The following is a 23,158-nucleotide window of genomic DNA, read 5'->3' on the forward strand; positions in this document are numbered from 1 at the left end:
CGGGCCGGTCCGCCCAGAGGCAGAGTGACGGTATGAGCCGGCATGAGCTATTTCCCCCCGACACCCCACGCCGGCGCGGCGCCGGGCCCGGTGAGGCGGCCTGGCTGCCGGACGCGTCGGCGGAGACGCTGCTGGTAACCGCGAACGAGCTGCTCCACGGAGAAGTGGAGCGCATCGTGGCGGCGGCCGGCGGTACCTTGCGGACGGTGCCGGACGTGCTGGAGGCAGCGCCGTTCTGGGCCGCTGCGGCGGCGGTGCTGGTGGGAAACGACATCACCGCGCTTCCGCCGCGGCGCCGGGCGCCGGCCGTTCTGCTCGGACTGGCCGACGACGGGGACAGCCTCTGGCAGCTGGCGGCCGCGATAGGGGCGGAACGCGTCGCCGTGCTGCCCGAAGCCTCGGCCTGGCTTGCCGCGCACCTCAGCCGTTCCCGTTCGCCCGCGGCAGGCGGGCTCGTCCTCGGCATCAGCGGCGGCTGCGGCGGGGCGGGAGCCACCACCGCTGCCATCTGGCTGGCCCAGGCCGCTGCACGGCACGGCGCCGACGTCCTCCTGGTGGACGGTGACCCCCGCGGCGGCGGCCTTGAACTCGCTTTGGGCGCCGAGGAGACGCCCGGTCTCCGCTGGCCGGATCTCGCCGGGGCAAGTGGGAGCATCGATCCGGGCCAGCTGGCCGAGTCCCTGCCGACGGCGGGAGGTTTCTCCTTCCTGTCCTGGCCGGGCAGTCGCGACGGCGCCACGGTCGTGGAGACAGCCACTGTGTCCATCGTCCTGGAAGCTGCCCGGCGCGGCTTTGACCTGGTGGTGCTGGACATCGGCCGCGGAAGTGAGTCGCTGCGGGCGCTCGCCTGGGACTGCGACCGGCTCGTTCTCATCGTCCCCGCCCAGCTGCGCGCGGCCGTCGCGACTGCGCGACTGCTGCACGATCTCCCTCCCGTGGAAACCTCCCTTGTCGTCCGGGGCAAGCCTGGAGCCGTGCTGGACGGAGGGCTGATTGCGGACTCGGTCGGACTTCCCCTGTCCGGGATCATGCCGGAAGTCCGGGGCACTGCCGCGGCGACGGAACTTGGACGGCTCCTGATCTCGGGTCAGCAACGCATCGTCCGCCGCTTCGCCGCAGCGGTACTCGAGCTGAGCGTCGGGGAAGTCCGGTGAGCGCGCACGCGGCGGCGGGCCCCCCGGACGCTGCCGCCGCCGGCAGGCGCCGCCTCGGCAACCGGCCGGGGGCCGGCAGCTCCGCGGACGAGCAGTTGTTACAGACCGTGCGGGAGTCCGTTCTGTCCGAGGCCGGGCCGGTCACGCCATCCCGCGTGGCCGCCGCCGTGCAAGCGACCGGACGGCTGCTCGGCACCGCGGGTGCCCTGGCCGCGGTGGACAGCATCAGTGCGGAACTCACCGGGCTGGGCCCGCTGCAGGCACTGGCGAGGGATCCCGCCGTGACGGACATCTTCGTCAACGGACCCGACTCGGTGTGGATTGACCGCGGCAACGGCCCGGAGAAAGTGCCGGTGTTCTTCTCCGGCGAGCCACAGATCCGCGCGCTGGCAGCACGGCTTGTGGCGGCCGGCGGGCGGCGCCTCGACGACGGATCTCCGTGCGTGGACGTCCGGCTGGACGGCGGCTACCGGGTCCATGCGGTCCTGCCGCCGATCTCCACGGCGGGCACCCTGCTGAGCGTGAGAATCCGACGGGAACGAGTGTTCACGATGCCGGAGCTGCGGCAGATCGGCATGTTCGGCACCCTCATCGGGACGGTGCTGGAACGCATGATCGATCGCAGGTTGGGTTTCTTGATTAGCGGAGCCACCGGTTCCGGAAAGACGACGCTGCTCGCGACGCTCCTCGGCCTATGCCGTCCGGGGGAACGGCTCGTCCTGATTGAAGACGCTTCCGAGCTCAACCCGGTGCACCCGCATGTCGTGTCGCTGGAGACCCGGCATGGAAACCTCGAGGGAAGCGGCGTCGTCGACCTGGGCGAGCTGGTCCGCCAGGCCTTGAGGATGCGGCCCGACCGGCTGGTCGTGGGCGAATGCCGGGGCGCCGAGGTCCGGGAGCTCCTGACAGCCATGAACACCGGCCACACCGGAGGCGGCGGAACCATCCACGCAAACACCGCTGGCGCCGTCCCCGCCCGGCTGACGGCGCTCGGGGCGCTCGCCGGCATGGGCCAGGACGCCGTGCGCCTGCAGGTGGCGAGCGCGCTGGACGCCGTCGTCCATGTGGGCAGGACCGGGGCCCGGCGGCACGTGGTGTGCATCGGCGTCCTGGAGGACCTCGAAGAAGGCCTGGCAGTCACCGTGGCTCTCGAGGCGTCAGGGGACGCCGAGGCCGGCGTCCGTTGCGGCCCGGCGTGGCCGGGGCTGGCGGACCGTCTGGGCCTGGATCCAGGGCCAGACGGGATCCCGGCGTGACGCCGGCTCTGGCCGGAGTGTTGGCGCTCGCCGTCTGGTTGGCGCTTTCGCCGCCCGGCGGCCCGAGCCGGCGGCTCCGGCTGCGGCTCGCCCGGCCCCCCAGGAACGCGGCGCGGGGGCCCGCCGACCGCCGTTCGGGACCTGGCGCGGGGCCAGCCCGGGGCCGCGGGGCTGCCTTGCGACGCGGCACGCCGCGCCTGCCGGTGCTCCGCGGTCTGCGCCCGCAGAGGTGGACGCAGCCCGGGCAGACGTTCGCACCGATGGCCCTGCTGGTCCAGCAGTCCGCCGCGCTGCTCAGAGGGGGCCGATCCCCCGCCCGGCTCTGGGATGAGCTCTGGCTGCTCTATGGCGGCGAGCCTGCACCGGGCCGGTCCGCGTCCGACGTTCCGCCCGCAGCGCTCGCCCCGGCCTCCCGGGCCAGCCTCGCGGCCGCCCGGGCTGCCGCGAGGTGTGGAGCCCCCGTGGGGGAGGCCATCCGGAGGGCCGCCGCTGTCCGGGTCTCCGGCGCTTCGCCGGGACGCCCTGCGGCCGAGCAGGAACGCGGTGCCTGGATCGAGTTCGCCGCGTGCTTCGACGTGGCGGAGGCGAGCGGCTGTCCGCTGGCCGATGTTTTGACGCGCTTCGCCGCCCAGCTCGAGGCCGAAGAGGATGCGGAAGCGGCACGACAGACTGCCCTTGCCGGTCCCCGGGCCACAGCTCGCCTGCTCAGCTGGCTGCCCGTCCTCGGATTGGGACTCGGCATGCTGCTGGGCGTGGACCCGATAAACATCCTGCTGGGGGAGCCGGCAGGCCTTGCGGCGCTCGCGGCGGGCGTTGCCCTCACAGCCGCCGGACGGATCTGGTCGACCAGGCTCGTCCGGTCAGCGGCCGGACAGTCGTGATGACTGCCGAGATGGCCGGTCTCGCCGTCGCGGTACTGCTGGCGGCGGCCACCTCGGTGGCATTTACCGACCGCTCCCAGGCCAGACAGCGGCTCAGGCGGCGGCAACACGAACCGTGGTCGGCAGGGCCCGGCGGAACCCCGGGAACCGCCCACGGCGACGAGGGAACGGCCGACGCCCCCGGCCTCGGCGACACCGCCATGATGCTCGAGCTGATTGGGGCGATGCTGGACGCAGGGTCCGGGCTCGGACGGGCATTGGAACTGGCCGCGGGCCTCGCCACCCAGGAGTTCCGCGCGCCGCTTCGCCCGGTCGTGTCCGCGCTGGCTCTCGGTGCCGACTGGGACGCAGCCTGGCGCAGTTCAGACGTCCGATCGCCTCGGCTGCTGGACTTACAAGACGCCCTGGGCTTCGCCGCCCTGACGGGGGCGCCCTCCTCCGCCGTTCTGTACGCTCAAGCGGCCCGGATCCGCCGGGAACGCTTCAGGACCGCCGAGAAAAAGGCCGCTGCTCTTGGCGTGAAGCTCGTCGTCCCTCTGGGTCTTTGCTCCCTGCCGGCCTTTGTATGTCTGGGCATCGTGCCCGTGCTCCTGGCGATGATCCCCGGCTGATTCAAGGTTTTCCAAAGTGCCTCTCGATATTGTGCGGTAGGCATCGCAGTACGAGCGCCCTCGTGTGTGACCCAGTGATAGCTACCCGCTCAGGGCGTCCGGTATGTCGGTACGTCTGAGAAAAATATTCGGGAGTTTGAAGTCAGGGCAGGGGGGCAGATCAATGATTCGACTGCGAAGGGCCGGTGTGATTGCGGCGCTAAATCTGTTGGTGGTGGCAGGGCTGGCTGTTGGTGCCACACCGGCTCACGCCGTAACCTGCGCCCCTGGAACGCCGGCACCCACCAACAACTATCCGGGCACAACAGTGCTGGCGACCAGTTTCGAGTCCCAAACGATCGCAGCGGCTGGCTTCCGTGCCCCTGCCACTGCGGGGACAGGCACGGCCACAATTTCCGACGCAGACGCCCACTCCGGTAAGTGCGCCGCCAAGCTGCACGTAACCACCGCGGCGGGCTCCCTGGCGAACTTTTCCACGCCCCTGCCCGCCGGCAGCAAGGACGTTTACGCCGACGGATGGTTTAACGTCACTGCCAAGGGTGTCGACGGCAACAACGTTCCCTACTTCCGCTTCTTCACCAACGGAACCCGGACCCTCGACGTCTATCGCTCCAACAACGGAATCGGCCCGCTGTGGCTGCGGGTCGCGTCCCCGACCGGGACCCCCACTTACACTCGGCTGGCGCCCTCCGTGAAGCTGAACAGCTGGCATCACCTGACACTGCACGCAGTCGCCAACGGAGCCGCGACCACGGTGGAAATCTGGTTCGATAACAAACTGGTCTTCTCCAGCGGCCAGGTCGCCATCGACGTCGACACCTTCTCCGCCGTGCAGCTGGGCGCTGAACATCGGCGCCAGGCAGGCGACGTCTACATCGATGACGTCATTATCAAGAGCTCCAAGGGAGTGGCCGGAAAGCCGGGAACCTTCGTTCCCGTTACTCCCGCCCGGATGCTTGACACCAGGTCCGCCTCGCCGGTGGCTGCCGATTCCGCAGTCTCATTCCAGGTCGCAGGCGTAAGGGGCATTCCGGCCAAGGTGGCGTCGGTGGTGTTCAACCTGACGGTCACGTCGCCGCGGTCCGCAGGTTTCATCACTGCCTATGCCTCAGGCACCGGTCGCCCGAACGCGTCCAACCTTAACTTCGCCCCCGGGCAAACCGTGCCGAACCTCGTGACGGTCCCGGTGGGGACCGACGGGAAGGTCACGCTCTTCAACCGATCTCCCGGGAGCGCCCAGCTCATCGCTGACGTCACCGGCTATTACATCACCGGCACCCCGGCGATACCCGGCTCCTTCCGATCCCTCGCGCCCTCCCGGATCCTTGACACCCGGAACGCCTCGCCCGTCGGTGCGGATTCGGCGGTGTCCTTCCAGGTCGCCGGGGCCCGCGGCATCCCTGCGTCGGTGGCGTCGGTGGTCTTCAACCTCACCGTGACCGAGGCCCGGTCCTTCGGTTTCATCACGGCCTATGCCTCCGGGACGGGACGCCCCAACGCCTCCAACCTGAACTTTGCCGCGAACCAGACCGTGCCGAACCTGGTAACGGTTCCCGTGGGAGCTGACGGAAAGGTCACGCTGTTCAACCGCTCCGGCGGCACCGCCCAGCTCATTGCAGATGTTGCCGGGTACTACCTTCCCGGCACGCCGACGGAGCCGGGCGCCTTCAAAGCCATCGGGCCCACCCGGGCACTGGACACCAGGAACGCTTCGCCCGCTGCGGCGGACGCAGCGGTTGCCTTCCGGGTCGCCGGCGCTAACGGCATTCCCGCTAGCGTCTCTGCCGTCGTCTTCAACCTGACGGTCACGGCGCCCCGGTCCTTCGGTTTCGTTACCGCCTACGCTTCCGGTACGGCGCGTCCCAACGCGTCCAACCTGAACTTCGCCACCGGGCAGACAGTTCCGAACCTGGTCGCTGTCCCCGTAGGCTCCGACGGCCGGGTCTCGTTATTCAACCGCTCCTCCGGCACCTCCCAGCTCATCGCGGACATCGCGGGTTACTTCCTCCGATAGGGCACTGAGTAGGGACAGAAGCCGAGTTCCGGATGATTGAAGGCCTCTTAGCCTGGTGCGTACCGCCGATGGCTAGGAGGCCTTCCTCATGTCCCGTTGGCCGGTGCCGGCCTGTTGGCCGCGTTTGGCGGGCGGCGTGGGCCGACGTTGGCCTGTTGGCCTGTGCCGGCCTGCGTGGCCGGTGTCGTCCCGTTGGCCGGTGTCGGCCTGTTGGCCGCGTTTGGCGGGCTGAACGCGTTGGCCGGCGATTTCCGAGGAGGCGCGAGCCGTGGCCGGCCCTGGGCTGACCTGCTGGAGTGCTCCTCCACATCCTGCGGGATGGCAACGTTTTCCACTTGGGCGTTCTCCCGACTTACCGGCATGGCCGGGAGCAGGGAGAGTCGAAGGAGCCGGCGATTCAGCCGGACCCTTTGAAAGGAAGCCACATGTCGATTCACCGAGACGCCCCGGCCGAAAACCGCCGGGAAGCCGCCGATCATGGAACCACGGAGGTCCGTGAAATTTATCCCGGCGCCCGCGCGGCCCGCCCGGTCCACAGCGGCCGTCCAAGAAGGCCCAAGGGTTCCGAGGCCGGAATGGCAACCGCCGAGTACGCCATCGCCACCCTGGCCGCCGTGGGCTTTGCCGGGGTGCTCGTGTTCATCATGCGCAGCGACGAGGTCCGCGGCTTCCTGCTTAATCTCATCCGCACGGCGCTGGCGTTGCCATGAAGCCCGGACGCCCCGACATCGAGACTGCACGCGGGCAGCCGTTCCGGCCGAAGCTTCGGGCATCCCGAGGAGCCGCCTCCCCACCCGCAGGTGACCGCCCCCGGACGCGTTTGGGTTCCGCGGGCGGCTCCTGCCGCGGCGCGGTCACCGCCGAATTTGCTGTGGCCTTGCCAGCCGTCATTCTCCTGCTGGCCATGGTCCTGGCCGGCTCGGCCGCCGGGGTGACGCAGCTTCGCTTCGAGGAAGCCGCCCGGGCAGGTGCGCGTGCCCTCGCGCGGGGCGACACTGCTGCCGACGTCGGGGGAATCGTGCGCCGCCTTGCGGGGGAATCAGCTGGGTCGGCGGTGACTTCCGACGGCGAATGGAGCAGTGTCGCTGTCTCCGGCCGAGTGCAAGGCGCCGTCGGTTCGCTCATTCCGTGGACGCTCTCCGCCCGCGCCTGGGTGCGGCGAGAGTCAGCCCCGGCTTCGGCCCCTGTCCGGATCGCACCGGCGCAGCGCCACCAACCGGCGGGGCTGAGTTCGTGAAGCCGCAGCCGGCTGTCCCTGCCGAGCCGGCGCGGCTGCGGCACCCCGACCGCGGCTCGGGTACGGTCCTCGCTCTGGCCCTGGGGTTGGTCCTGCTCATCGCGGCGGTCTTGATCGCGCTGCTGGCGCAGGCTGCGATGATGGCGTCCCGGGCCGCTGCAGCAGCCGACCTCGCGGCGCTGGCGGCTGCGGATGCGGCCAGGGGGATCACTGATGGCGAGCCCTGTGCCATTGCCCGCGAGGTCGCGCGGCGGCACCAGTCAAGGGTCCTGAGCTGTTCCGAGGGGGCAGGGGAAACCGTTCAAGTCCGGACGCAGCTTGACGCCGGCACGATGTTCGGGGCATCGGCCACCGGACTCGCCCGCGCCGGTCCGCCGCCCGCGGAGACCGTGCCGTAGCGGCGCGTGAGGCCGGGCCAGCCCAGGGTCAGGCCTGGAGAGGAGTCACGGTCAGGTCCGCGCCGCCGTGTTTCCCGTTGGACCCTGTCCCGTCGCCGGCTGATCCGTCGCACGCCTCTCTGCCTGCAGCGTTAGTACCACTAGTGTCGTCCATGACACCCGCGTTCATGAATTCAGACGCGTCCTTTAACAGAACATCGATCAGGGTGACAGCGGCATCCTTGTCCAAGGGGTTGTTCTTGTTGCCGCATTTGGGGGACTGCACACACGAAGGACAGCCGGACTCGCATTCGCAGGCCTTGATCGCGTCGCGGGTGGCGGACAGCCACACCCTCGCCTTGTCGTAGCCGCGTTCGGCGAAGCCCGCGCCGCCCGCGTGCCCGTCGTACACGAAGATCGTGGGCACTCCGGTGTCCGCGTGGATGGCCGTGGACACGCCGCCGATGTCCCAGCGGTCGCTGGAGGCAACCAGCGGCAGCAGTCCGATGGCGGCGTGTTCGGCGGCATGCAGGGCGCCGGGAAACTGCGCCTCGATCAGCCCGGCGCCGGTCAGGGAGCGGTTGTCCATGACGAACCAGACGGCCTTGGTGAACAGGTCCCGGGCGCCGAGCTGCAGCGGTTCCTCGCCGAGGATTTCATTCGAGATCAGTGCCTTGCGCTGGAAGGAGACCACCTGCGTTGTTACCTTCACGTCGCCGAAATGCACGGCCACGTCGCCCCACTGGGTGGTGCGCCGGGTCTCCAGCACCTCGATCTGGGTCACGTCCCGGGCGGTGGTGTAGTAGTCCGGATTGGCGCGGCGCACCACCACGCAGTGATCGTCCTCGTTCAGGTCCTCGACCACGTAGCTCTCGCCCTGGTGCACGTACACGGCTCCGGTGTGCGCCTGGTAGTGCGTCTGCGGCGCATCCATGGTCCCCAGCAGGGAGCCTGTGTCTGCGTCCACGATGCTCACCGGCCCGCCGCCGTCGGCCCGTAGGTTCACCATGGCCGCTGCGCTCTGCGGTGCGTCCAGAACCAGCCGGCAGGCCGCTTGCGCAGGTAGCCCTGGGCCACGAGCTGGTTCAGCAGCTTCTCCGCCGTGCCGCCGAACAGCTCAAGTTCGGCGTAGCCCAGCGGTAGTTCGGCGGCCGCGGCGCAGAGGTGCGGTCCCAGCACATAGGGATTGGCGGGATCGAAGACGGTGGCTTCCACCGACACGTCGAAGATCGCCTCGGGATGGTTCACGAGGTACGTGTCCAGCGGATCATCACTTGCCACAAAAGCGGCGATGGCATCCTGGCCGGCACGGCCCGCACGGCCGATCTGCTGGAACAACGACGCGCGGGTTCCCGGCCAGCCGGCCACCAGCACCGCGTCGAGACCGGAGATGTCGATGCCGAGCTCCAGGGCCGAGGTGCTGGAGACTCCCAGGAGCGCTCCTGAGCGCAGGGCTTTCTCGAGCGCGCGGCGTTCTTCCGGCAGGTAGCCTGAGCGGTAGGCCGCAACCCGCTGCGGCAGGCTGGGATCCACCTCGTCCAGGAGCCGTTTCGTGATGGACGCAATCGTCTCTGCGCCCCGCCGTGACTTGATGAAGGCAATGGTCCTGACCCGTGAGGCCACCAGGTTGGCCAGCAGGTCCGCGGTTTCGGCCACGGCAGTCCGGCGTTCCTTTGCGCCGTTCTCGCCCCGGAGCTCCGTCAGGGCAGGCTCCCAAAAGGCGACGGTGGTGGAGCCGTGAGGGGAGGAGTCTTCCGAGACCGCGCGGACCGGCGCACCGATAAGCCTGCCGAAGGACGTCCCCGGCTCCGAGGCGGTGGCCGAAGCTGCGATGAAAACGGGCCCGGGATGCGAGCCGTCCGGGCTGTAGTAGGCGCAGATGCGGCGCAACCGGCGCATCAAATTGGCCACATGGGAACCGAAAACGCCGCGGTAGCTGTGTGCCTCGTCGACGATCACGTAGCGCAGCCGGCGGAAAAACCGGGCCCACCAGGCGTGGTTGGGAAGGATCCCGAAGTGCAGCATGTCCGGATTGGCCAAAATGAAGTTCGCGTGGTCCCGGATCCAGCGCCGCGACGCCGGATCGGTGTCGCCGTCATAGGTTTCGGCCCGGACGGTTGGGAGCTTCAGCGACTGGATGGCGGCCAGCTGGTCGGCGGCCAAAGCCTTGGTGGGAGACAGGTACAGCGTGACGGCGCCGTCGTCGTGGATTTTGCCCGGTTCCGCCAGGACGCGGAGCTCCGAGCGGTGGATCGCGTCCAGCGCCGGCAGCTGGTAGGCCAGCGATTTGCCTGAAGCGGTTCCGGTGGCGATCACGACGTGCTCCCCGGCATGCGCCAGATCCGCGGCCTGGATTTGGTGGCGGTACGGCTCCTGGATTCCAAGGGAGCCGTACGCGGTCACCAGATCGGGATGCGCCCACTCCGGCCACGGCGTGTACACCGCCGGGCGGGAGGGGATGGTGCGCACATGACGAAGCTGTTCCGGGTCCGGGCCGCGGCCCAGCAACGGAATCAGGGACTCATGTGGGTTCACTCAAACATTCTTTCACCCGGACTCAAATCGGCCGGGTGCGGCCTCAACCCACGGACAAGTCCGAACCCTCATCCGATGCCGAAAGCATCAGCACACGGCAGACGGTGCTCCAGCCGAGGTGGGAGTACAGCTTCTGGCCGTCCAAAGAGGCCAGCAGCAGTCCGGTTTCCACCTCGTGCTCGAACGCTTGGGCGGCCAGCGCCCGCATGATGAAACTGCCCAGCCCGCGCCGCTGGAAACCCGGTTCAGTGACGATCTTGTCGAAGATCGCTGTGCGGTCCACCACGAACACTCGTCCGCTCGCGGCCACTTCCTCGGCCGCGCGGACCACGGCATGTTGCACACTGTCGATCCTGGACACCTCGAGCTTGAGGTCGTCGTCGGAAAGCCAGGGGTCCTCCGCGTCCTGGGTCTCCATGTCCACGATCATCATGGTCTGTGAAGCCGAAGTGACATTAAGGGCGTGCCGCTGCGCCAGGGAGGTGTAGCGATCCAAATCGTTGGTGAAGATGGTCAGGATCCGGGCCGGCACTTCTGCGGTGCTCGCGGCCAGTTGTGCAAACTCCGGATCCGAGGGATCGTGGGCGAAATACCCCCACTCACGGGTTGTGTCAGCGCGCAGGACCGCCGGGAACCGGCCCTCCCTGCGCGTTTCATAACCACGGCAACCGGCCCAGCCGGCCACCCAAGTTTCCACCAGATGGGTGGTGTCTTCAACCATGGCGTCCAGACTCATGAGATGAGCGTATTCCAGCCCCGTCACAAGCAACAGTGGCCGGACTGGGGAACCGGCCTCGCTGATGAAATCGTGGCTGTCCTGGGAGGCGTTCCCGCCCCTGCCGGCCGCCCTGCCGGCCGCCCCGCCGGCCTTCGTGCGTCCCGGCGCCCGGTGTCCGCGCCGTCGGACGCTCCAGTACCCTTAAACACGTGGCTTTGAACCGAATTGTGCTCTTTTACGGCTTTACTCCTCTGACGGATCCGGATGCCGTCCGGCTCTGGCAGCGCGCCCTGTGCGAGAAACTCGGGCTGACCGGCCGCGTCATCATCTCCAAGGACGGCATCAATGCGACCGTCGGCGGCGAGCTGCAGGCGGTCAAGCAGTACGTGAAGACCACCCGCGAGTACAGGGGGTTCCACGGCATCGACGTGAAGTGGTCCGACGGCAGCGCCGAGGACTTCCCGCGGCTCAGCGTCAAGGTGCGGGACGAGATCGTGTCCTTCGGCGCCCCCGGCGAACTCACAGTGGACGCCAACGGCGTCGTGGGCGGCGGCAAGCACCTCACCCCCGCGGAAGTCCACGAGCTCGTCGAGGCCAGAAAGGCCTCCGGCGACGAAGTCGTCTTCTTCGACGGGCGCAACGGGTTCGAGGCCCAGATCGGCAAGTTCAAGGATGCGATCGTCCCCGACGTCGCGACCACCCACGACTTCATCAAGGAACTCGATTCCGGCAAGTATGACGCCCTCAAGGACAAGCCGGTGGTCACCTACTGCACCGGCGGCATCCGGTGCGAAGTGCTCTCCAGCCTCATGGTCAACCGCGGTTTCAAGGAGGTTTACCAACTCGACGGCGGGATCGTCCGCTACGGCGAGACGTTCCGGGACCGGGGCCTCTGGGAAGGCTCGCTCTACGTATTCGACAAGCGCATGCACCTGGAATTCAGCGAGGATGCCAAGACGATCGGCCAGTGCGTCCGCTGCGCGGCGCCAACCAGCAAATTCGAGAATTGCTCGAACCCGGCGTGCCGGACGCTGACACTGTATTGCACGGATTGTGCCGCCAGCCCCGAGACGCTGCGCTGCCCCGAAGGCTGCGCGGCCTGAGGCTTCCCCCGCCAGCCGTGCTCCCGTCAGCCGTGCTCAGATACGGCTGATGCGGTAGGCGAAGTTTGCCGGCGCGTCCGCATCCACCTTGAGGCTGAGGATCGCATCAGTGGGGAGGGTCACCACGCTTACTCGTGAGGTCCCGCACCGGAGGCTGAGGTCCACCAGTTCGTTCTCACCGTTTTCCACGGAAAAGGACACGCGGCGGGTGCTCCGGCAGGCAAGGGTCAGGGCGTAGGTGCCCTTGGGCAGCTGCGCGGTCGTATCATTCCGCTCCTCGTCGGCCTCCAGGGTTCCGAAGCCCGTGTGAAAGGTCTCCCCCTTGGCGTCGGGCAGCACCTGCAGGACCCAGGCATCAAGTTCAGCTCCTGACACGGGCTGGTTCAGGCTCGGATCCTGAGGGATCGCGGCATCGCTTAACCTTGGCGCGGCGGAAGGACCGCCATTTTCACTGGATAGGCCTTCGTCGTACTCGTAGGCGCAGCCGGTCAGGACTCCCGCAAGCAGCGCAACGGACGTCGCGGCGGCCGCTGCTGTTTGGCGCATCCGCGGCATCATTGTTTCCGAGCAGTTTCCGGGCCAGGCATGCCCCGACTTTAGACGCGCCTAACCTGATTCCGCTAGAGCCGAACGGCCCAGTCGTGAATTGCCGGTCTCCCACCGCTGGCGGGACCTACGGAGCCGAACCGCTCCCGCTGATCCGGACTCCAGCGACGGCACCGATTCCGGGATCGGCGGAGCCCTCCGGGAACTGCACCACATGGGCCGAGACGGAACCGGTCTCAAGGTTGACCTCCGAACTGGCGACTCCTCCACACTCGAGGTTGAGCTCGAGCAAGGTGCTCGCAGCTCCGCCCTGGCCGGCGAATTGCGTCACTGTCAGATGCGCTCCCGGAGCGCCGATGCACGCCGCCGTGACGGTATACCGGCCCGGCACGGTGACCCGGACAGAGGTTGTGAATCCTCCGCTGGCGCTGTCGCGAACGCCGCCAGCACCCCCGGTGAGCAGCCTGTCGGGCAGCGCCCCAAGTATCCGGTCAAGCTCCACTGTGTTCCGGGCCTCCGCGGCCACGAGTTCGGCGTCCCGGGGAGCCTGCGGGGCGTCCGGTCCGGACGAGGCCGACGGGCTGACCGCCGCCGGGGCCAGCCCGACGTCGTCCGCGTACTCGCACCCAGCCAGCCCGGAAGTACCAGCGGCCAAGGCCAGCAGCAGCGCCGCTTGGCGCCTCCATCGCGGACCCACGGCAGCAGACATGCCCCTGAGCCTACTGGCTGGTACCAGAAGCGCAAGGGAGCTACGCGGCGGGAACGAGGTGGTAGGCATAGATGAGCGGGGCGTCCACACTGGCCGTACTGATCTCCACGGTGCCGGCCGCCGGGATCAAAATGCGCGCCGTCTCGCGGCTGCCGTTGCAGGCTGCCCCCGCTTCGGTCAGCCTGCGTCCGTCCAGCGAGACCTCGAAAAAGGCCTTGCCCCCGCCGTCGCAGCTCACGGTGAGCGTGTACCTGCCGGCCGGGACTCCTGTGGCCGCCTTGAGGATCGGGTCGCGGTTGAGGATCTTGCCCGCGTCCTCCAGCACAATTGCGCTTGCCGAGGGCAGCGCGGTCGCTCTCCACTCCGGCACATCGGCGGATTCGATGGAACGGACGGGCGAGCATGCCGAAGCGGCGAGCACGACGGCGGCACCGGCCGCCGCGCCGGCGAACCGCCGCCGCAGGCCGGGGTTGCCGAGGACGCGGGAGGTACGGAAGAACACTCCTTCAACCTACCCCGTGCAGCCGTGTCCGCCGGCAGGCTCAGGGGCCAGCCGGTTCCGCGGGACCGCCCCGGGCCGCCCCTGGTCGGCCGTGAATCCGAGCATCTTTCCCGGTGCAGGGCACGGTACGCCCTGTCGCGCGGTCGGTTCGCTTCCGCATCCGTGAGCGTGCGGTCCAGCGGCTGCAGCGCCAGTCGAAAGAGCACGTTCACCTGCTCCGGCTGCAACCGCAAACGTTCGACGGCGACGCCGTAGGCCCCTTGACCTTGACGCAACGTCAACCTTTAAAGTCGGAGGACTAACCAGGAACTCAGGAGATCATCGAGGAGGGCCGCCCATGGATTGGTCCGTGCAACAGATCGCAATGCTGGCCGGCACCACGAGCCGGACGTTGCGCCACTATGACGACATCGGGCTGCTCAAGCCCAGTCGCACCGGGGTCAACGGTTACCGGTACTACGACCAAGCGGCGCTCGTGCGGCTCCAACGCATCCTGCTCCTGCGGGGGCTCGGGCTCGGGCTGCCGGCCGTGGCAGAGGTCATCGGCCAGGAACCGGACGCAGAGAAGGCCCTTGGCCGGCACCTCGAGTGGCTCCGGCGGGAACAGGACAGGCTGACCCGGCAGATCGCCTCGGTCCAGCAAACCATGGAGGCAGTGAAAGAAGGAGGAGGAATCATGGCGGAGAAAATGTTCGACGGCTTTGACCACACCCAGTACAAGCAGGAGGTCGAGGAACGTTGGGGAAAGGACGCGTATGCCGCAGGCGACGCTTGGTGGCGGGGAATGGGAGCCTCGGAAAAGGACGCCTGGAAGCGGCGCTCCGAGCAACTGGGCAACGACTGGATCGCGGCCGCGGCCGCGGCATCAGGTGTCGCTCCGGACAGCAGGGAGGCGCAGGAGCTGGCCCGGCGGCAGGTCGAGTGGTTGGCCCGCATTCCCGGGACGCCAGCGGCGGCACCCGCCACGGGCATCAACAGGGACATCAAGGGATACGTGACCGGCCTCGCTGAGCTGTACGTGGCCGACCCCCGCTTCGCCAAGAACTACGGCGGCGCGGAGGGAGCGGCCTTCGTCCGCGACGCGCTGCGGATCTACGCGGAGAAGCACCTCTAAACTTGTCCGGTGACCGACTCAACGCACTTTATCGACGGCAACATTCCCGACGCACCCCGCAGCGACCTCCCCGGCCTGCTCGTAGTGCTCGGCGCGGACTTGCGGAGCATCGGCTACACCGTCGACGGTGTGGCGGAGCTCCTCGGCGAGGCCGCGCATTCCGCCCTCAGCCGGGATCAGTTGATCCCGGCGCTGATTGTCACCGGGCGCGCCCTGGCCGGGGAGCCGACGACGGCGGCGCTCGCCGCCGTCGTCCGGCTCTGGCTGCTGGCGGAGCCGCAGCGGGCCGAGACCGTTGATGATTCCCTCCCCCGCATCGGCACTCAGGGCCTACTGGAGCTGGGCCTGGTGGAGCTGTCCGGGGAGGGCCTGGTGCAGGCGCGGGTGGACCTGCGGCCGTACGGCTGGGCCGGAACCGCGGGGGAGGGCACCGTCAGCAGCGGCGGGGCGGATCTGTGGGTCGCCAGCGACCTCGCCGCGCACCAGCGCCCGGGCGTCCTCGGCCACGACCATGTGCTGGGGATCGGGCAGGCGTCCACCACCCTGGTGCAGGTCACCGCACGCCGGCATGTGGCCCGGGCCCTGGACGTCGGCACCGGCTGCGGCATCCAGACCTTCCACCTGCTGCACCACGCGGAGCACGTCACCGCCACCGACATTTCCGAACGCGCCCTCGCGTTCACCCGCTTCAATCTGCTGCTCAACGCCCCTGAGCTGCACCTGGACCCCGCCAAGCTGGAGGACCGCGTGAGCCTGCGCCAGGGTTCGATGCTGGAACCGGTGGCCGGTGAGGAGTTCGAACTGGTGGTTTCCAATCCGCCGTTTGTCATCACTCCCCGCAGCACGGGCGAAGCCGCTGCCGATCAGTTCACCTACCGCGACGGCGGCCTGCCGGGGGATGACATCGTCGGTTCGCTGGTCCGGGCGTTGCCCTCGGTCCTGGCCCCGGCCGGGACAGCCCAGCTCCTGGGCAACTGGGAAATCCCGGCCGGTGCGTCCTGGGATGAGCGGCCGAAGAGCTGGACCGGCCCGGACGTGGACGTATGGTTCATCCAGCGCGAACAGGTGGGCCCGGAACAGTACGCCGAGACCTGGCTGCAGGACGCCTCCGAATCCCGGGACCGGCAGCTCTACCAGGACTCCTACGCGGCCTACCTCGACGACTTTGCCTCCCGGAACGTCGAGGCCATCGGGTTCGGGATGATCTGGCTGCGGCGTCCGGAGCACGACGCCGACCCGGTGATCTCCCGCTTCGAGGAAATCACCTACCCGATCGAACAGCCCGTCGGGCCACACCTCGGCGCCGCCGTCGAACGCGCCGACTGGCTGGCCGCCCACGAGCTGGCCGACGCGCACCTGGTCGTGGCCGAGGATGTCACCGAGGAGCGGCATCAGCGCCCCGGTGCCGAACACCCCGGCGTCATCCTGCTGCGCCAGGGCGCGGGCCTGCGCCGCACCAACCTGCTGAGCACCGAGCTGGTCGGCTTTGTCTCAGCCTGCGACGGCGACCTGTCCGTCGGACAGATTATCGGCGCCCTCGAGGCCCTGCTCGGGGGATACGACGGCTTTGACGCCGAGAGCTTCCGCGGCGGACTCCTCACGGAAGTGGGAAACCTGGTCCGGGAAGGCTTCCTCCTGCCCGCCTGACGGGTGTCAAGCATGTCTTTCAGAGTCTGCCGCGGATCGATAGACTGGTTGAGTGAATGCAGAAACCCGAAAGGCGGAGTCCGCCGCTCCGCCGGTTGCCAAACGCAGGCCGCGCCCCGAAAAGAAAGTGGAAATCACCGATCCGAAGGCGATCCGGGCCTTGGCCCATGCCGCCCGGCTGGAAGTCATCTCCGAGCTGTATTCCACCCAGGTCAGCCGCACGGCCACCGAACTCGCCGCCCAGACCGGCCTCACCCCCAGCGCCATGAGCTACCACCTCCGCGCCCTGCAGAAGTGGGGCATCGTGGTGCCGGCGGCTACTGCCGGAGATGCCCGCGAACGCCGCTGGAAAGCCGCGGGCACCGACTTCACCATCAACTCCGGCGGGGGAGTGGCGAGCCCCGAATTCGCTGTGCTGGACCTCGAGCTGGCTGCGTTCCGCCGCCGTGTCAACGCCTATGCCAGAACCCGGGATGAACGCCGGGAGCGGGGCGAGTCCACGGACGGTCCCTCGTCCGTGGTGCTGGCCAGCAACCTGCTCTACCTGACACCGGACCAGCGGACCGAGCTGACCGAACGGCTGTTTGACCTGCTGCGGGACTATGAGCTTGAGGACCCCGACCGCGTGCCCGAGGGCGCCCAGCGGATGGCGACCATGTGGTCGATGATTCCGGATGACCGGGGCAACGCCGCAGCCGGGTCGGGCGGTTCCCCGGAGAGCACCTCCCGAGCGCCGGGAGACAGCGGCGACCGCCCCGCCTGACACCGCTGGCAGCGGCCGGGCTGCGCCGCCGCACGACGGCCGTAAGTCGTTGCGGGAAACCCCGTTTTCCACCCGGATGCGCGGGAACCGTCAAAATATGGTGAACTAGGCGGGTATGGGCGCATCTGCCCGAGCAACCCTTTTTCTGTAGGAGCACCGTGCCAAGCAAGGCCAAAACCGGCAAGAAACTCGTCATTGTGGAGTCTCCCGCCAAGAGCAAGACCATCGCCAAGTACCTCGGCGAGGGCTTCATCGTGGAGGCCTCCATCGGTCACATCCGCGACCTTCCGCAGCCCTCGGAGCTCCCCGCGGAACTGAAGAAGTCCTCGATCGGCAAGTTCGCCGTCGACGTTGAAAACGACTTCAAGCCGTACTACGTGGTGTCCGCGGACAAGAAGAAAAAGGTTGCCGAACTCAAGGCCCAGCTCAAGGATGCCGACGCGCTCTATCTCGCAACCGATGGGGACCGCGAGGGCGAGGCCATCGCGTGGCACCTGTTGGAAGTCCTCAAGCCCAAGGTGCCCGTCTACCGGATGACGTTCGGTGAAATCACCAAGGAAGCCATCCACCGCGCCATGGACAACCTGCGCGACGTGGACCAGGACCTGGTGGATGCCCAGGAAACCCGCCGCGTGCTGGACCGGCTCTACGGTTACGAGATCTCGCCCGTGCTGTGGCGCAAGGTGGCCCGCGGCCTGTCCGCCGGGCGCGTGCAGTCCGTTGTGACCCGCATGGTCGTGGACCGCGAACGCGAGCGGATGGCCTTCAGGGCCGCCTCCTACTGGGACCTCACCGGCCAGTTCGGGGCAGGTTCCGGCTCTTTCAAGGCGAAGCTGGCCGCCGTGGACGGCGCCAAGGTCGCCACCGGCAGGGACTTCAACGACAGCGGCGAACTCACGTCGCGAAACGTCGTCCACCTCAACGAGGAACTCGCCACGTCACTGGCAGCGGGCCTGCAGGACGCAGACTTCCGGGTCCGCTCCGTCGACACCAAGCCGTACACCCGCCGCCCGGCAGCGCCGTTCACCACATCCACCCTTCAGCAGGAGGCCGGCCGCAAGCTGCGCTTCTCCTCGAAAAGCACGATGCAGGTGGCCCAGCGCCTGTACGAAAACGGCTACATCACCTATATGCGTACCGACTCCTCCGCGCTGAGCAACGAGGCCGTCACGGCGGCACGGCGCCAGGCGTCCGAGCTGTACGGGCCGGAGTACATCCCGGCGTCGCCGCGGGTCTACAGCGGCAAGGCCGCGAACGCGCAGGAAGCCCACGAGGCCATCCGTCCCGCCGGTGACTCGTTCCGCACCCCCGCCCAGGTGGCCAAGCAGCTGTCCGGCGACGAATTCCGGCTCTACGAGCTCATCTGGAAACGCACCGTCGCCTCGCAGATGGCAGACGCCAAGGGCTCCACCGCCACGATCCGCCTCGGCGCGGTCGCGGCCGACCGCCGGGATGCAGAATTCTCCGCTTCAGGCACGGTCATCACCTTCCCCGGCTTCCTCGCCGCCTATGAGGAAGGCAAGGACGAAAGCCGCGGCGACGACGACTCCGAGGAAGCCCGCCGGCTGCCCAACGTGGCCAAGGACGATGCTCTCACCGCCTCGGAGATCGTCGCCGTCGGACACGAGACCTCGCCGCCGCCGCGCTTCACCGAAGCGTCGCTGACCGCGGAGCTGGAAAAGAAGGGCATCGGGCGCCCCTCGACCTACGCCTCCACCATCTCCACCATCCAGGACCGCGGCTACGTCCGGAAGCAGGGCTCCGCCCTCGTCCCGAGCTGGATCGCGTTCTCCGTGGTCCGTCTCCTCGAACAGCACTTCCACGACTACGTGGACTACGAGTTCACGGCCGACATGGAAGCGGACCTCGACAAGATCGCCAACGGTCAGGCGGCCGGAGCCACCTGGCTGAAACACTTCTATTTCGGTGAAGACTCCGACCCGGGCCTGCTGAGCATCGTGAACAACCTCGGCGAGATCGACGCCCGTGAAATAAACTCCATTCCCATCACGGACGAGATCACCCTGCGGGTCGGAAAGTTCGGACCGTATCTGGAAAGCTCCACGCCGACGGTGGATCCGGAGACCGGCGAAGTGGCGGAAGCAGCCCGGGCAAATGTTCCCGAGGATCTGGCCCCGGACGAGCTCACTGCCGCCAAGGCTGTTGAACTTATGGAAACCGCGGCGCCGGAAGAGCGCGTGCTCGGCAAGGATCCGCACACGGGGCACACCGTCGTGGCCAAGAACGGCCGCTACGGGGCCTACGTCACCGAGGTCATCCCCGAGATGACCGAGGAGCAGCTCGCCAACCAGCCGGTGGAGTACTACAAGAACGGCAAGCCCAAGCCCCCGAAGAAGCCCGTCAAGGCCAAGCCGCGGACCGGGTCCCTGTTCGCCTCCATGAGCGTTGACACCATCACCCTGGACGAGGCCCTGCAGCTCATGAGCCTTCCCCGGGTGCTCGGCCAGGACGCTGAGGGCAACCCGATCACGGTCCAGAACGGCCGCTTCGGCCCGTACCTGAAGAAGGGCACGGATTCCCGGTCCATCGGCTCCGAAGAGGAAATCTTCACCATCACGCTGGAACAGGCGCTGGAAATCTACTCCCAGCCGAAGCAGCGTGGCGCCCGCGCCGCCGTGCCGCCCCTGGCGGAATTCGGCCCGGACCCGGTTTCCGAGAAGAACATCGTGGTGAAGGAAGGCCGCTTCGGCCCGTACATCACCGACGGCGTCACCAACATCACCGTGCCGCGCACCACGGCGCTGGAGGAGCTGACCCGGGAACGCGCCGTCGAACTCCTCGCCGAAAAGCGCGCCAAGGGACCGGTCAAGCGCACGACGACGGCCCGCAAGGCTCCCGCCCGCAAGGCCACGGCGAAGAAGTAGGCCGGGGTGTCGCCGGGCTCGCCGGAAGCGCGCGGGAACGCCGGAAATTTCCGGCGACCCCGCAGCGGACGGGCGAATTCGCGTTTGCGGAGCCGGTCGCAACGTGATCGAGTAGGAGCATGACTGAACAGCAGACTCCTTTGGATCCCCAGCCGCTGAACGATCTCGAAGAGCAGCTCGCCCGGGGTGAGCAGCCGGACGCCAACCCCGTGGACGTCATCCTGGCCTTCCTCAACAACGAGGTCTACGTGGTCAGCTCCGACGCCCTCGAAGGGGCCGACGCGCAGGTCGAGCCGCTCGTGCTCGCCAATTCCTCCGGGAAGCCCGTGCTGGCTGTTTTTTCGCACCCGAGCCGTGTCGGCGAGCAGTACCTTGAGGCTGCTCCCAACGTGCTCGGCACACAGGGCGCTGCGATCATCGGCAACCTCGGGGACGAGCTCGGCATGGTCATCAACCCCGGTGCGGCGTTCGGTTTCGAAATCGATCCGGAAGGCGTCGCCAACATCCGCCGCGACTTCAAGCCGGCCGACGACCCGGAGGATGCCGCCGGGCCCGACGGCGAGCACGGCTGACGGCGGTTAGGTCCGCGGCTTCGACCGGGGAATAATGGCAGCATGCGTCTTGGCGTCCTCGATATCGGTTCAAACACCGTGCACCTGCTGCTGGTTGACGCGCACCCGGGCGCACGCCCGGTGCCCTTCGCCTCGCATAAGCGCCCGCTGTCCCTCGTCCAGTTCCTCGACCGCGACGGCAACATCAACGACGCCGGCCAGCATGAGCTGACCGAGTTCGTCCTGGAGGCCTGGGAATTTGCGGCCAAGCACAAGGCCGACGACCTCCTCGCCTTCTGCACGTCGGCGATCCGTGAGGCCACAAATGGGCCCGCCGTACTGGCCCGGGTCAAACATGAGACCACCGTGACCCTTCAGGAGCTGACCGGCAGCGAAGAAGCGTCCATGACGTTCTTCGCTGTCCGCCGCTGGTACGGCTGGGGCGCCGGGCCCATCCTGGACCTCGACATCGGCGGCGGGTCGTTCGAGATGGCCTACGGTCAGGACGAACTCCCCGAACTCGCGATGTCCGTCCCGCTCGGAGCCAGCCGGCTCACCCGGGACTGGCTGCATGAGGACCCGCCCTCGGCCAAGAGCGTCAAGGAACTGCGGCGCTACATCCGGACCACGCTCAGCCCCGTGGCCCGCAATTTCGAGAGACTGGGCCGGGCGAACCTGGTGGCCGGAACGTCCAAGACCTTCCGTTCGCTGGCGCGCCTCGCGGGCGCCGCGCCCAGTGCCGCCGGACCGTACGCCAAGCGGGAGCTGTTCGCCACGGACCTGGGCCTCTGGGCACAGCGCATCTCGGCCATGAAGGTGGAGGACCGGCTGCACCTTCCCGGCGTCTCGGAGGCCCGCGCGCCCCAGTTGCTCGCCGGGGCGCTCGTGGCGGAGGCCGCCCTGGAGCTGTTCGGGTTTCCCAGCATGGAAATCTGCCCCTGGGCCCTGCGCGAAGGACTCATTCTCCGGCGCCTGGACCAGCTGGTCTTCGACGGTCCGCTGGAGCCCGCGCCCCATGTGGGCCCTCTCGCGGACGAGCATCGCGCGGACGTCCGGGCCGTCGACGTCAGCTGAGCGGAGCCGCGGACGTCCGATGAGCGGGGTGACTCTGTGCGCAGGACAGTGTCGATCAGCTTCTCGCAGTCGCCGAACTGGAGGGGCCGGAACAGACTTTGCAGCAGCTCGAGGGGCTTGCGCTGGACAACTACTACCTTTTCCAGGGACCGAACGTTCCTGGCTAGCCGGCTGCGGGGCCTGGGGTCCAGCCGACGGCGTTAAGCGAGTAAGCGCCGGGCGGCTCCGCAGGGGAACTGGGGGGACCGTTCTGCAGCCGCCCGGCGCTACTATCATCACTCGCACCTGGTTGAGGCACTTCCCAAGTTATGCGCCGATCTTGGGAGTTCCAGCAAATTCGGCTGGGTATTGGCTGGCAATCCGGCTTCGGGACAGTTCGTTCCTGCTCACCGCGGGAAGCCTGCGCCGGGTGCCATTAAACGGCGAAGGCACCGGCCGTCCGTTGCGGGAATATGGTGAAAACCCGCTACGAACTGCCGGTGCCAGGCAACCATCCGCATGGTTGCGGTATCACTCGCACCCTCAATGAGGTAGTCACCAAGGTAGTCCCGGAGTTTGTGCGTAGGCTGCGCCGGGGATGTGAACTGGCTGGGAGTCCGGCCGGACTGCAATGATGGGGTCATGAGCAACCGAATTGCATTCCTGGGCTGTGGATCGATGAACGAGGCCATCCTGGGCGGCCTGATCGCGGGCGGCACCGACCCGGCGGACATTGTCGCCACGGTCCGCCGCGCCGAACGGGCCGCCGAGCTCGCCGAACGGCACCATGGCATCACGGCGATTGCCGGGGAGGAAGAGCCGGAGAACAACAAACAGGCGGCCACCGGGTCCCAGGTCGTGATCCTGGGCGTCAAACCCGTGGGCATCGCGGACCTGGCCCGCGAGATCGGTGATTCGCTGGCGCCGGACGCGATCGTGATCAGCGTCGCCGCGGCCGTGTCGCTCGAGCAGCTGGAGGCGGCCCTGCCGGCCGGTCAGCCGGTCATCCGCACCATGCCCAACACCCCGGCGAAGCTGGGCCGGGGCGTCGTCTCCGTGTCACCGGGCACGCATTGCACCGCAGCGCAGCTCCAACTGGCCAAGGACCTCCTTTCTGCCGCCGGCACCGTCGTCGAGGTTCCCGAGGACCAGGTCGATGCGCTGTCAGCGGTCAGTGGCTCCGGCCCGGCCTACGCCTTCTACCTGGCCGAAGCCATGGCCGCGGCCGGCGTCGAGCTGGGACTGGACCCGGACCTGTCGCTGCTGATCGCGCGCGAAACCGTGGCCGGGGCCGGGTTCATGCTGGCCGAGCCCGGTGCGGATCCCGCGGCGCTCCGGAGGGCCGTCACGAGCCCCAACGGCACCACCGAACGAGCCATCGCCACCTTTGACGAGCGCGGTCTACCCGCGATCGTTGCCGACGGCGCCCGGGCCGCCGCCACGCGGGCGGCCGAGATCACGAAGCAGCTCGCCTAGCGGGGGAGCCACAGTCTTACGGCCAC

20 protein-coding genes and 1 pseudogene are annotated in these 23,158 nt (G+C 68.3%); 16 read left to right on the forward strand and 5 right to left on the reverse strand.

All coding sequences use genetic code 11. From position 1 onward, the window contains the following. The first annotated feature begins 32 nt into the window (after positions 1–32). The 8 genes from ssd to QFZ69_RS02845 all read left to right on the forward strand — a co-directional run bounded on the left by ssd (position 33) and on the right by QFZ69_RS02845 (position 7,551). Positions 33–1,154, forward strand: a complete 1,122-nt coding sequence (gene ssd, locus QFZ69_RS02810; RefSeq protein WP_306915513.1) for a septum site-determining protein Ssd — start codon at positions 33–35, stop codon at positions 1,152–1,154. After that, entirely contained in the window at positions 1,151–2,410 is a 1,260-nt protein-coding gene (locus QFZ69_RS02815) for a TadA family conjugal transfer-associated ATPase (RefSeq protein ID WP_373461778.1), read from the forward strand. The genes ssd and QFZ69_RS02815 overlap by 4 nt, the downstream gene beginning before the upstream one ends. Continuing rightward, a complete protein-coding gene (locus QFZ69_RS02820; protein WP_306999889.1) occupies positions 2,407–3,291 on the forward strand; it encodes a hypothetical protein in 885 nt (294 codons plus the stop codon). The genes QFZ69_RS02815 and QFZ69_RS02820 overlap by 4 nt, the downstream gene beginning before the upstream one ends. Beyond that, positions 3,291–3,902 (forward strand): type II secretion system F family protein, encoded by a 612-nt coding sequence (locus QFZ69_RS02825; protein ID WP_306915515.1) that lies wholly within the window; start codon positions 3,291–3,293, stop codon positions 3,900–3,902. The genes QFZ69_RS02820 and QFZ69_RS02825 overlap by 1 nt, the downstream gene beginning before the upstream one ends. Before the next feature lie 163 nt (positions 3,903–4,065). Beyond that, positions 4,066–5,916 carry a hypothetical protein gene (locus QFZ69_RS02830; RefSeq protein WP_306915516.1) on the forward strand — a complete coding sequence of 617 codons (1,851 nt, stop codon included), beginning with the start codon at positions 4,066–4,068 and terminating at the stop codon, positions 5,914–5,916. Positions 5,917–6,341: 425 nt separating this feature from the next. Next, positions 6,342–6,626, forward strand: coding sequence for a DUF4244 domain-containing protein (locus QFZ69_RS02835; RefSeq protein WP_306915517.1), 285 nt, complete (start codon positions 6,342–6,344; stop codon positions 6,624–6,626). Between the two features lie 110 nt (positions 6,627–6,736). Then, positions 6,737–7,153: a TadE family type IV pilus minor pilin gene (locus QFZ69_RS02840; protein ID WP_306919575.1), complete on the forward strand. Its 417-nt coding sequence runs from the start codon at positions 6,737–6,739 to the stop codon at positions 7,151–7,153. After that, positions 7,150–7,551, forward strand: coding sequence for an Rv3654c family TadE-like protein (locus QFZ69_RS02845; protein ID WP_306915518.1), 402 nt, complete (start codon positions 7,150–7,152; stop codon positions 7,549–7,551). Before QFZ69_RS02840 ends, QFZ69_RS02845 begins: the two co-directional genes overlap by 4 nt. A gap of 28 nt (positions 7,552–7,579) precedes the next feature. Here the strand turns inward: QFZ69_RS02845 and QFZ69_RS02850 are convergent. Beyond that, positions 7,580–10,065, reverse strand: a pseudogene (locus tag QFZ69_RS02850) (DEAD/DEAH box helicase). A gap of 43 nt (positions 10,066–10,108) precedes the next feature. Continuing rightward, the gene (locus QFZ69_RS02855) at positions 10,109–10,801 is read right to left on the reverse strand and encodes a GNAT family N-acetyltransferase (protein WP_306915520.1); all 693 of its coding nucleotides are present in this window, start codon (positions 10,799–10,801) and stop codon (positions 10,109–10,111) included. A 191-nt stretch (positions 10,802–10,992) separates the two neighbouring features. Between QFZ69_RS02855 and QFZ69_RS02860 the strand changes: the two genes are divergently transcribed. Further along, the gene (locus tag QFZ69_RS02860; protein ID WP_306915521.1) at positions 10,993–11,886 is read left to right on the forward strand and encodes a rhodanese-related sulfurtransferase; all 894 of its coding nucleotides are present in this window, start codon (positions 10,993–10,995) and stop codon (positions 11,884–11,886) included. Between the two features lie 36 nt (positions 11,887–11,922). Here the strand turns inward: QFZ69_RS02860 and QFZ69_RS02865 are convergent, their stop codons facing one another. The 3 genes from QFZ69_RS02865 to QFZ69_RS02875 all read right to left on the reverse strand — a co-directional run bounded on the left by QFZ69_RS02865 (position 11,923) and on the right by QFZ69_RS02875 (position 13,643). Beyond that, the gene (locus QFZ69_RS02865) at positions 11,923–12,432 is read right to left on the reverse strand and encodes a hypothetical protein (protein ID WP_306915522.1); all 510 of its coding nucleotides are present in this window, start codon (positions 12,430–12,432) and stop codon (positions 11,923–11,925) included. A 127-nt stretch (positions 12,433–12,559) separates the two neighbouring features. Then, positions 12,560–13,141, reverse strand: a complete 582-nt coding sequence (locus tag QFZ69_RS02870; protein WP_306915523.1) for a hypothetical protein — start codon at positions 13,139–13,141, stop codon at positions 12,560–12,562. Positions 13,142–13,181: 40 nt separating this feature from the next. Further along, positions 13,182–13,643 (reverse strand): hypothetical protein, encoded by a 462-nt coding sequence (locus QFZ69_RS02875; RefSeq protein WP_306915524.1) that lies wholly within the window; start codon positions 13,641–13,643, stop codon positions 13,182–13,184. A gap of 337 nt (positions 13,644–13,980) precedes the next feature. Between QFZ69_RS02875 and QFZ69_RS02880 the strand changes: the two genes are divergently transcribed. The 7 genes from QFZ69_RS02880 to proC all read left to right on the forward strand — a co-directional run bounded on the left by QFZ69_RS02880 (position 13,981) and on the right by proC (position 23,132). After that, positions 13,981–14,757: a MerR family transcriptional regulator gene (locus QFZ69_RS02880; protein WP_306915525.1), complete on the forward strand. Its 777-nt coding sequence runs from the start codon at positions 13,981–13,983 to the stop codon at positions 14,755–14,757. 9 nt (positions 14,758–14,766) lie between these two features. Beyond that, positions 14,767–16,404 carry a methyltransferase gene (locus QFZ69_RS02885; RefSeq protein WP_306915526.1) on the forward strand — a complete coding sequence of 546 codons (1,638 nt, stop codon included), beginning with the start codon at positions 14,767–14,769 and terminating at the stop codon, positions 16,402–16,404. A gap of 52 nt (positions 16,405–16,456) precedes the next feature. Beyond that, positions 16,457–17,167, forward strand: a complete 711-nt coding sequence (locus QFZ69_RS02890; protein WP_306915527.1) for a helix-turn-helix transcriptional regulator — start codon at positions 16,457–16,459, stop codon at positions 17,165–17,167. 158 nt (positions 17,168–17,325) lie between these two features. After that, positions 17,326–20,052, forward strand: coding sequence for a type I DNA topoisomerase (gene topA / locus QFZ69_RS02895; protein WP_306915528.1), 2,727 nt, complete (start codon positions 17,326–17,328; stop codon positions 20,050–20,052). Positions 20,053–20,171: 119 nt separating this feature from the next. Next, positions 20,172–20,624: an SseB family protein gene (locus QFZ69_RS02900; protein ID WP_306915529.1), complete on the forward strand. Its 453-nt coding sequence runs from the start codon at positions 20,172–20,174 to the stop codon at positions 20,622–20,624. A 42-nt stretch (positions 20,625–20,666) separates the two neighbouring features. Next, positions 20,667–21,677, forward strand: a complete 1,011-nt coding sequence (locus QFZ69_RS02905) for a Ppx/GppA phosphatase family protein (protein WP_306915530.1) — start codon at positions 20,667–20,669, stop codon at positions 21,675–21,677. Between the two features lie 621 nt (positions 21,678–22,298). After that, on the forward strand, positions 22,299–23,132 hold the full coding sequence (proC, locus tag QFZ69_RS02910; protein ID WP_306999891.1) for a pyrroline-5-carboxylate reductase: 834 nt from the start codon (positions 22,299–22,301) through the stop codon (positions 23,130–23,132). Positions 23,133–23,158 lie beyond the last annotated feature (26 nt).

This window comes from Arthrobacter sp. V1I7 (genome assembly GCF_030817015.1).
In the GTDB taxonomy this organism is placed as follows: domain Bacteria; phylum Actinomycetota; class Actinomycetes; order Actinomycetales; family Micrococcaceae; genus Arthrobacter.

Excerpts from the sequence above, each read along its gene's own strand:
- QFZ69_RS02900 (WP_306915529.1), top strand. The coding sequence starts at position 20,172 with ATGACTGAACAGCAGACTCCTTTGGATCCCCAGCCGCTGAACGATCTC.
- QFZ69_RS02830 (WP_306915516.1), top strand. The coding sequence starts at position 4,066 with ATGATTCGACTGCGAAGGGCCGGTGTGATTGCGGCGCTAAATCTGTTG.
- QFZ69_RS02865 (WP_306915522.1), bottom strand. The coding sequence starts at position 12,432 with ATGCGCCAAACAGCAGCGGCCGCCGCGACGTCCGTTGCGCTGCTTGCG.
- QFZ69_RS02870 (WP_306915523.1), bottom strand. The coding sequence starts at position 13,141 with ATGTCTGCTGCCGTGGGTCCGCGATGGAGGCGCCAAGCGGCGCTGCTG.
- QFZ69_RS02835 (WP_306915517.1), top strand. The coding sequence starts at position 6,342 with ATGTCGATTCACCGAGACGCCCCGGCCGAAAACCGCCGGGAAGCCGCC.
- QFZ69_RS02905 (WP_306915530.1), top strand. The coding sequence starts at position 20,667 with ATGCGTCTTGGCGTCCTCGATATCGGTTCAAACACCGTGCACCTGCTG.
- QFZ69_RS02880 (WP_306915525.1), top strand. The coding sequence starts at position 13,981 with ATGGATTGGTCCGTGCAACAGATCGCAATGCTGGCCGGCACCACGAGC.
- proC (WP_306999891.1), top strand. The coding sequence starts at position 22,299 with ATGAGCAACCGAATTGCATTCCTGGGCTGTGGATCGATGAACGAGGCC.
- QFZ69_RS02855 (WP_306915520.1), bottom strand. The coding sequence starts at position 10,801 with ATGAGTCTGGACGCCATGGTTGAAGACACCACCCATCTGGTGGAAACT.
- QFZ69_RS02825 (WP_306915515.1), top strand. The coding sequence starts at position 3,291 with ATGACTGCCGAGATGGCCGGTCTCGCCGTCGCGGTACTGCTGGCGGCG.
- ssd (WP_306915513.1), top strand. The coding sequence starts at position 33 with ATGAGCCGGCATGAGCTATTTCCCCCCGACACCCCACGCCGGCGCGGC.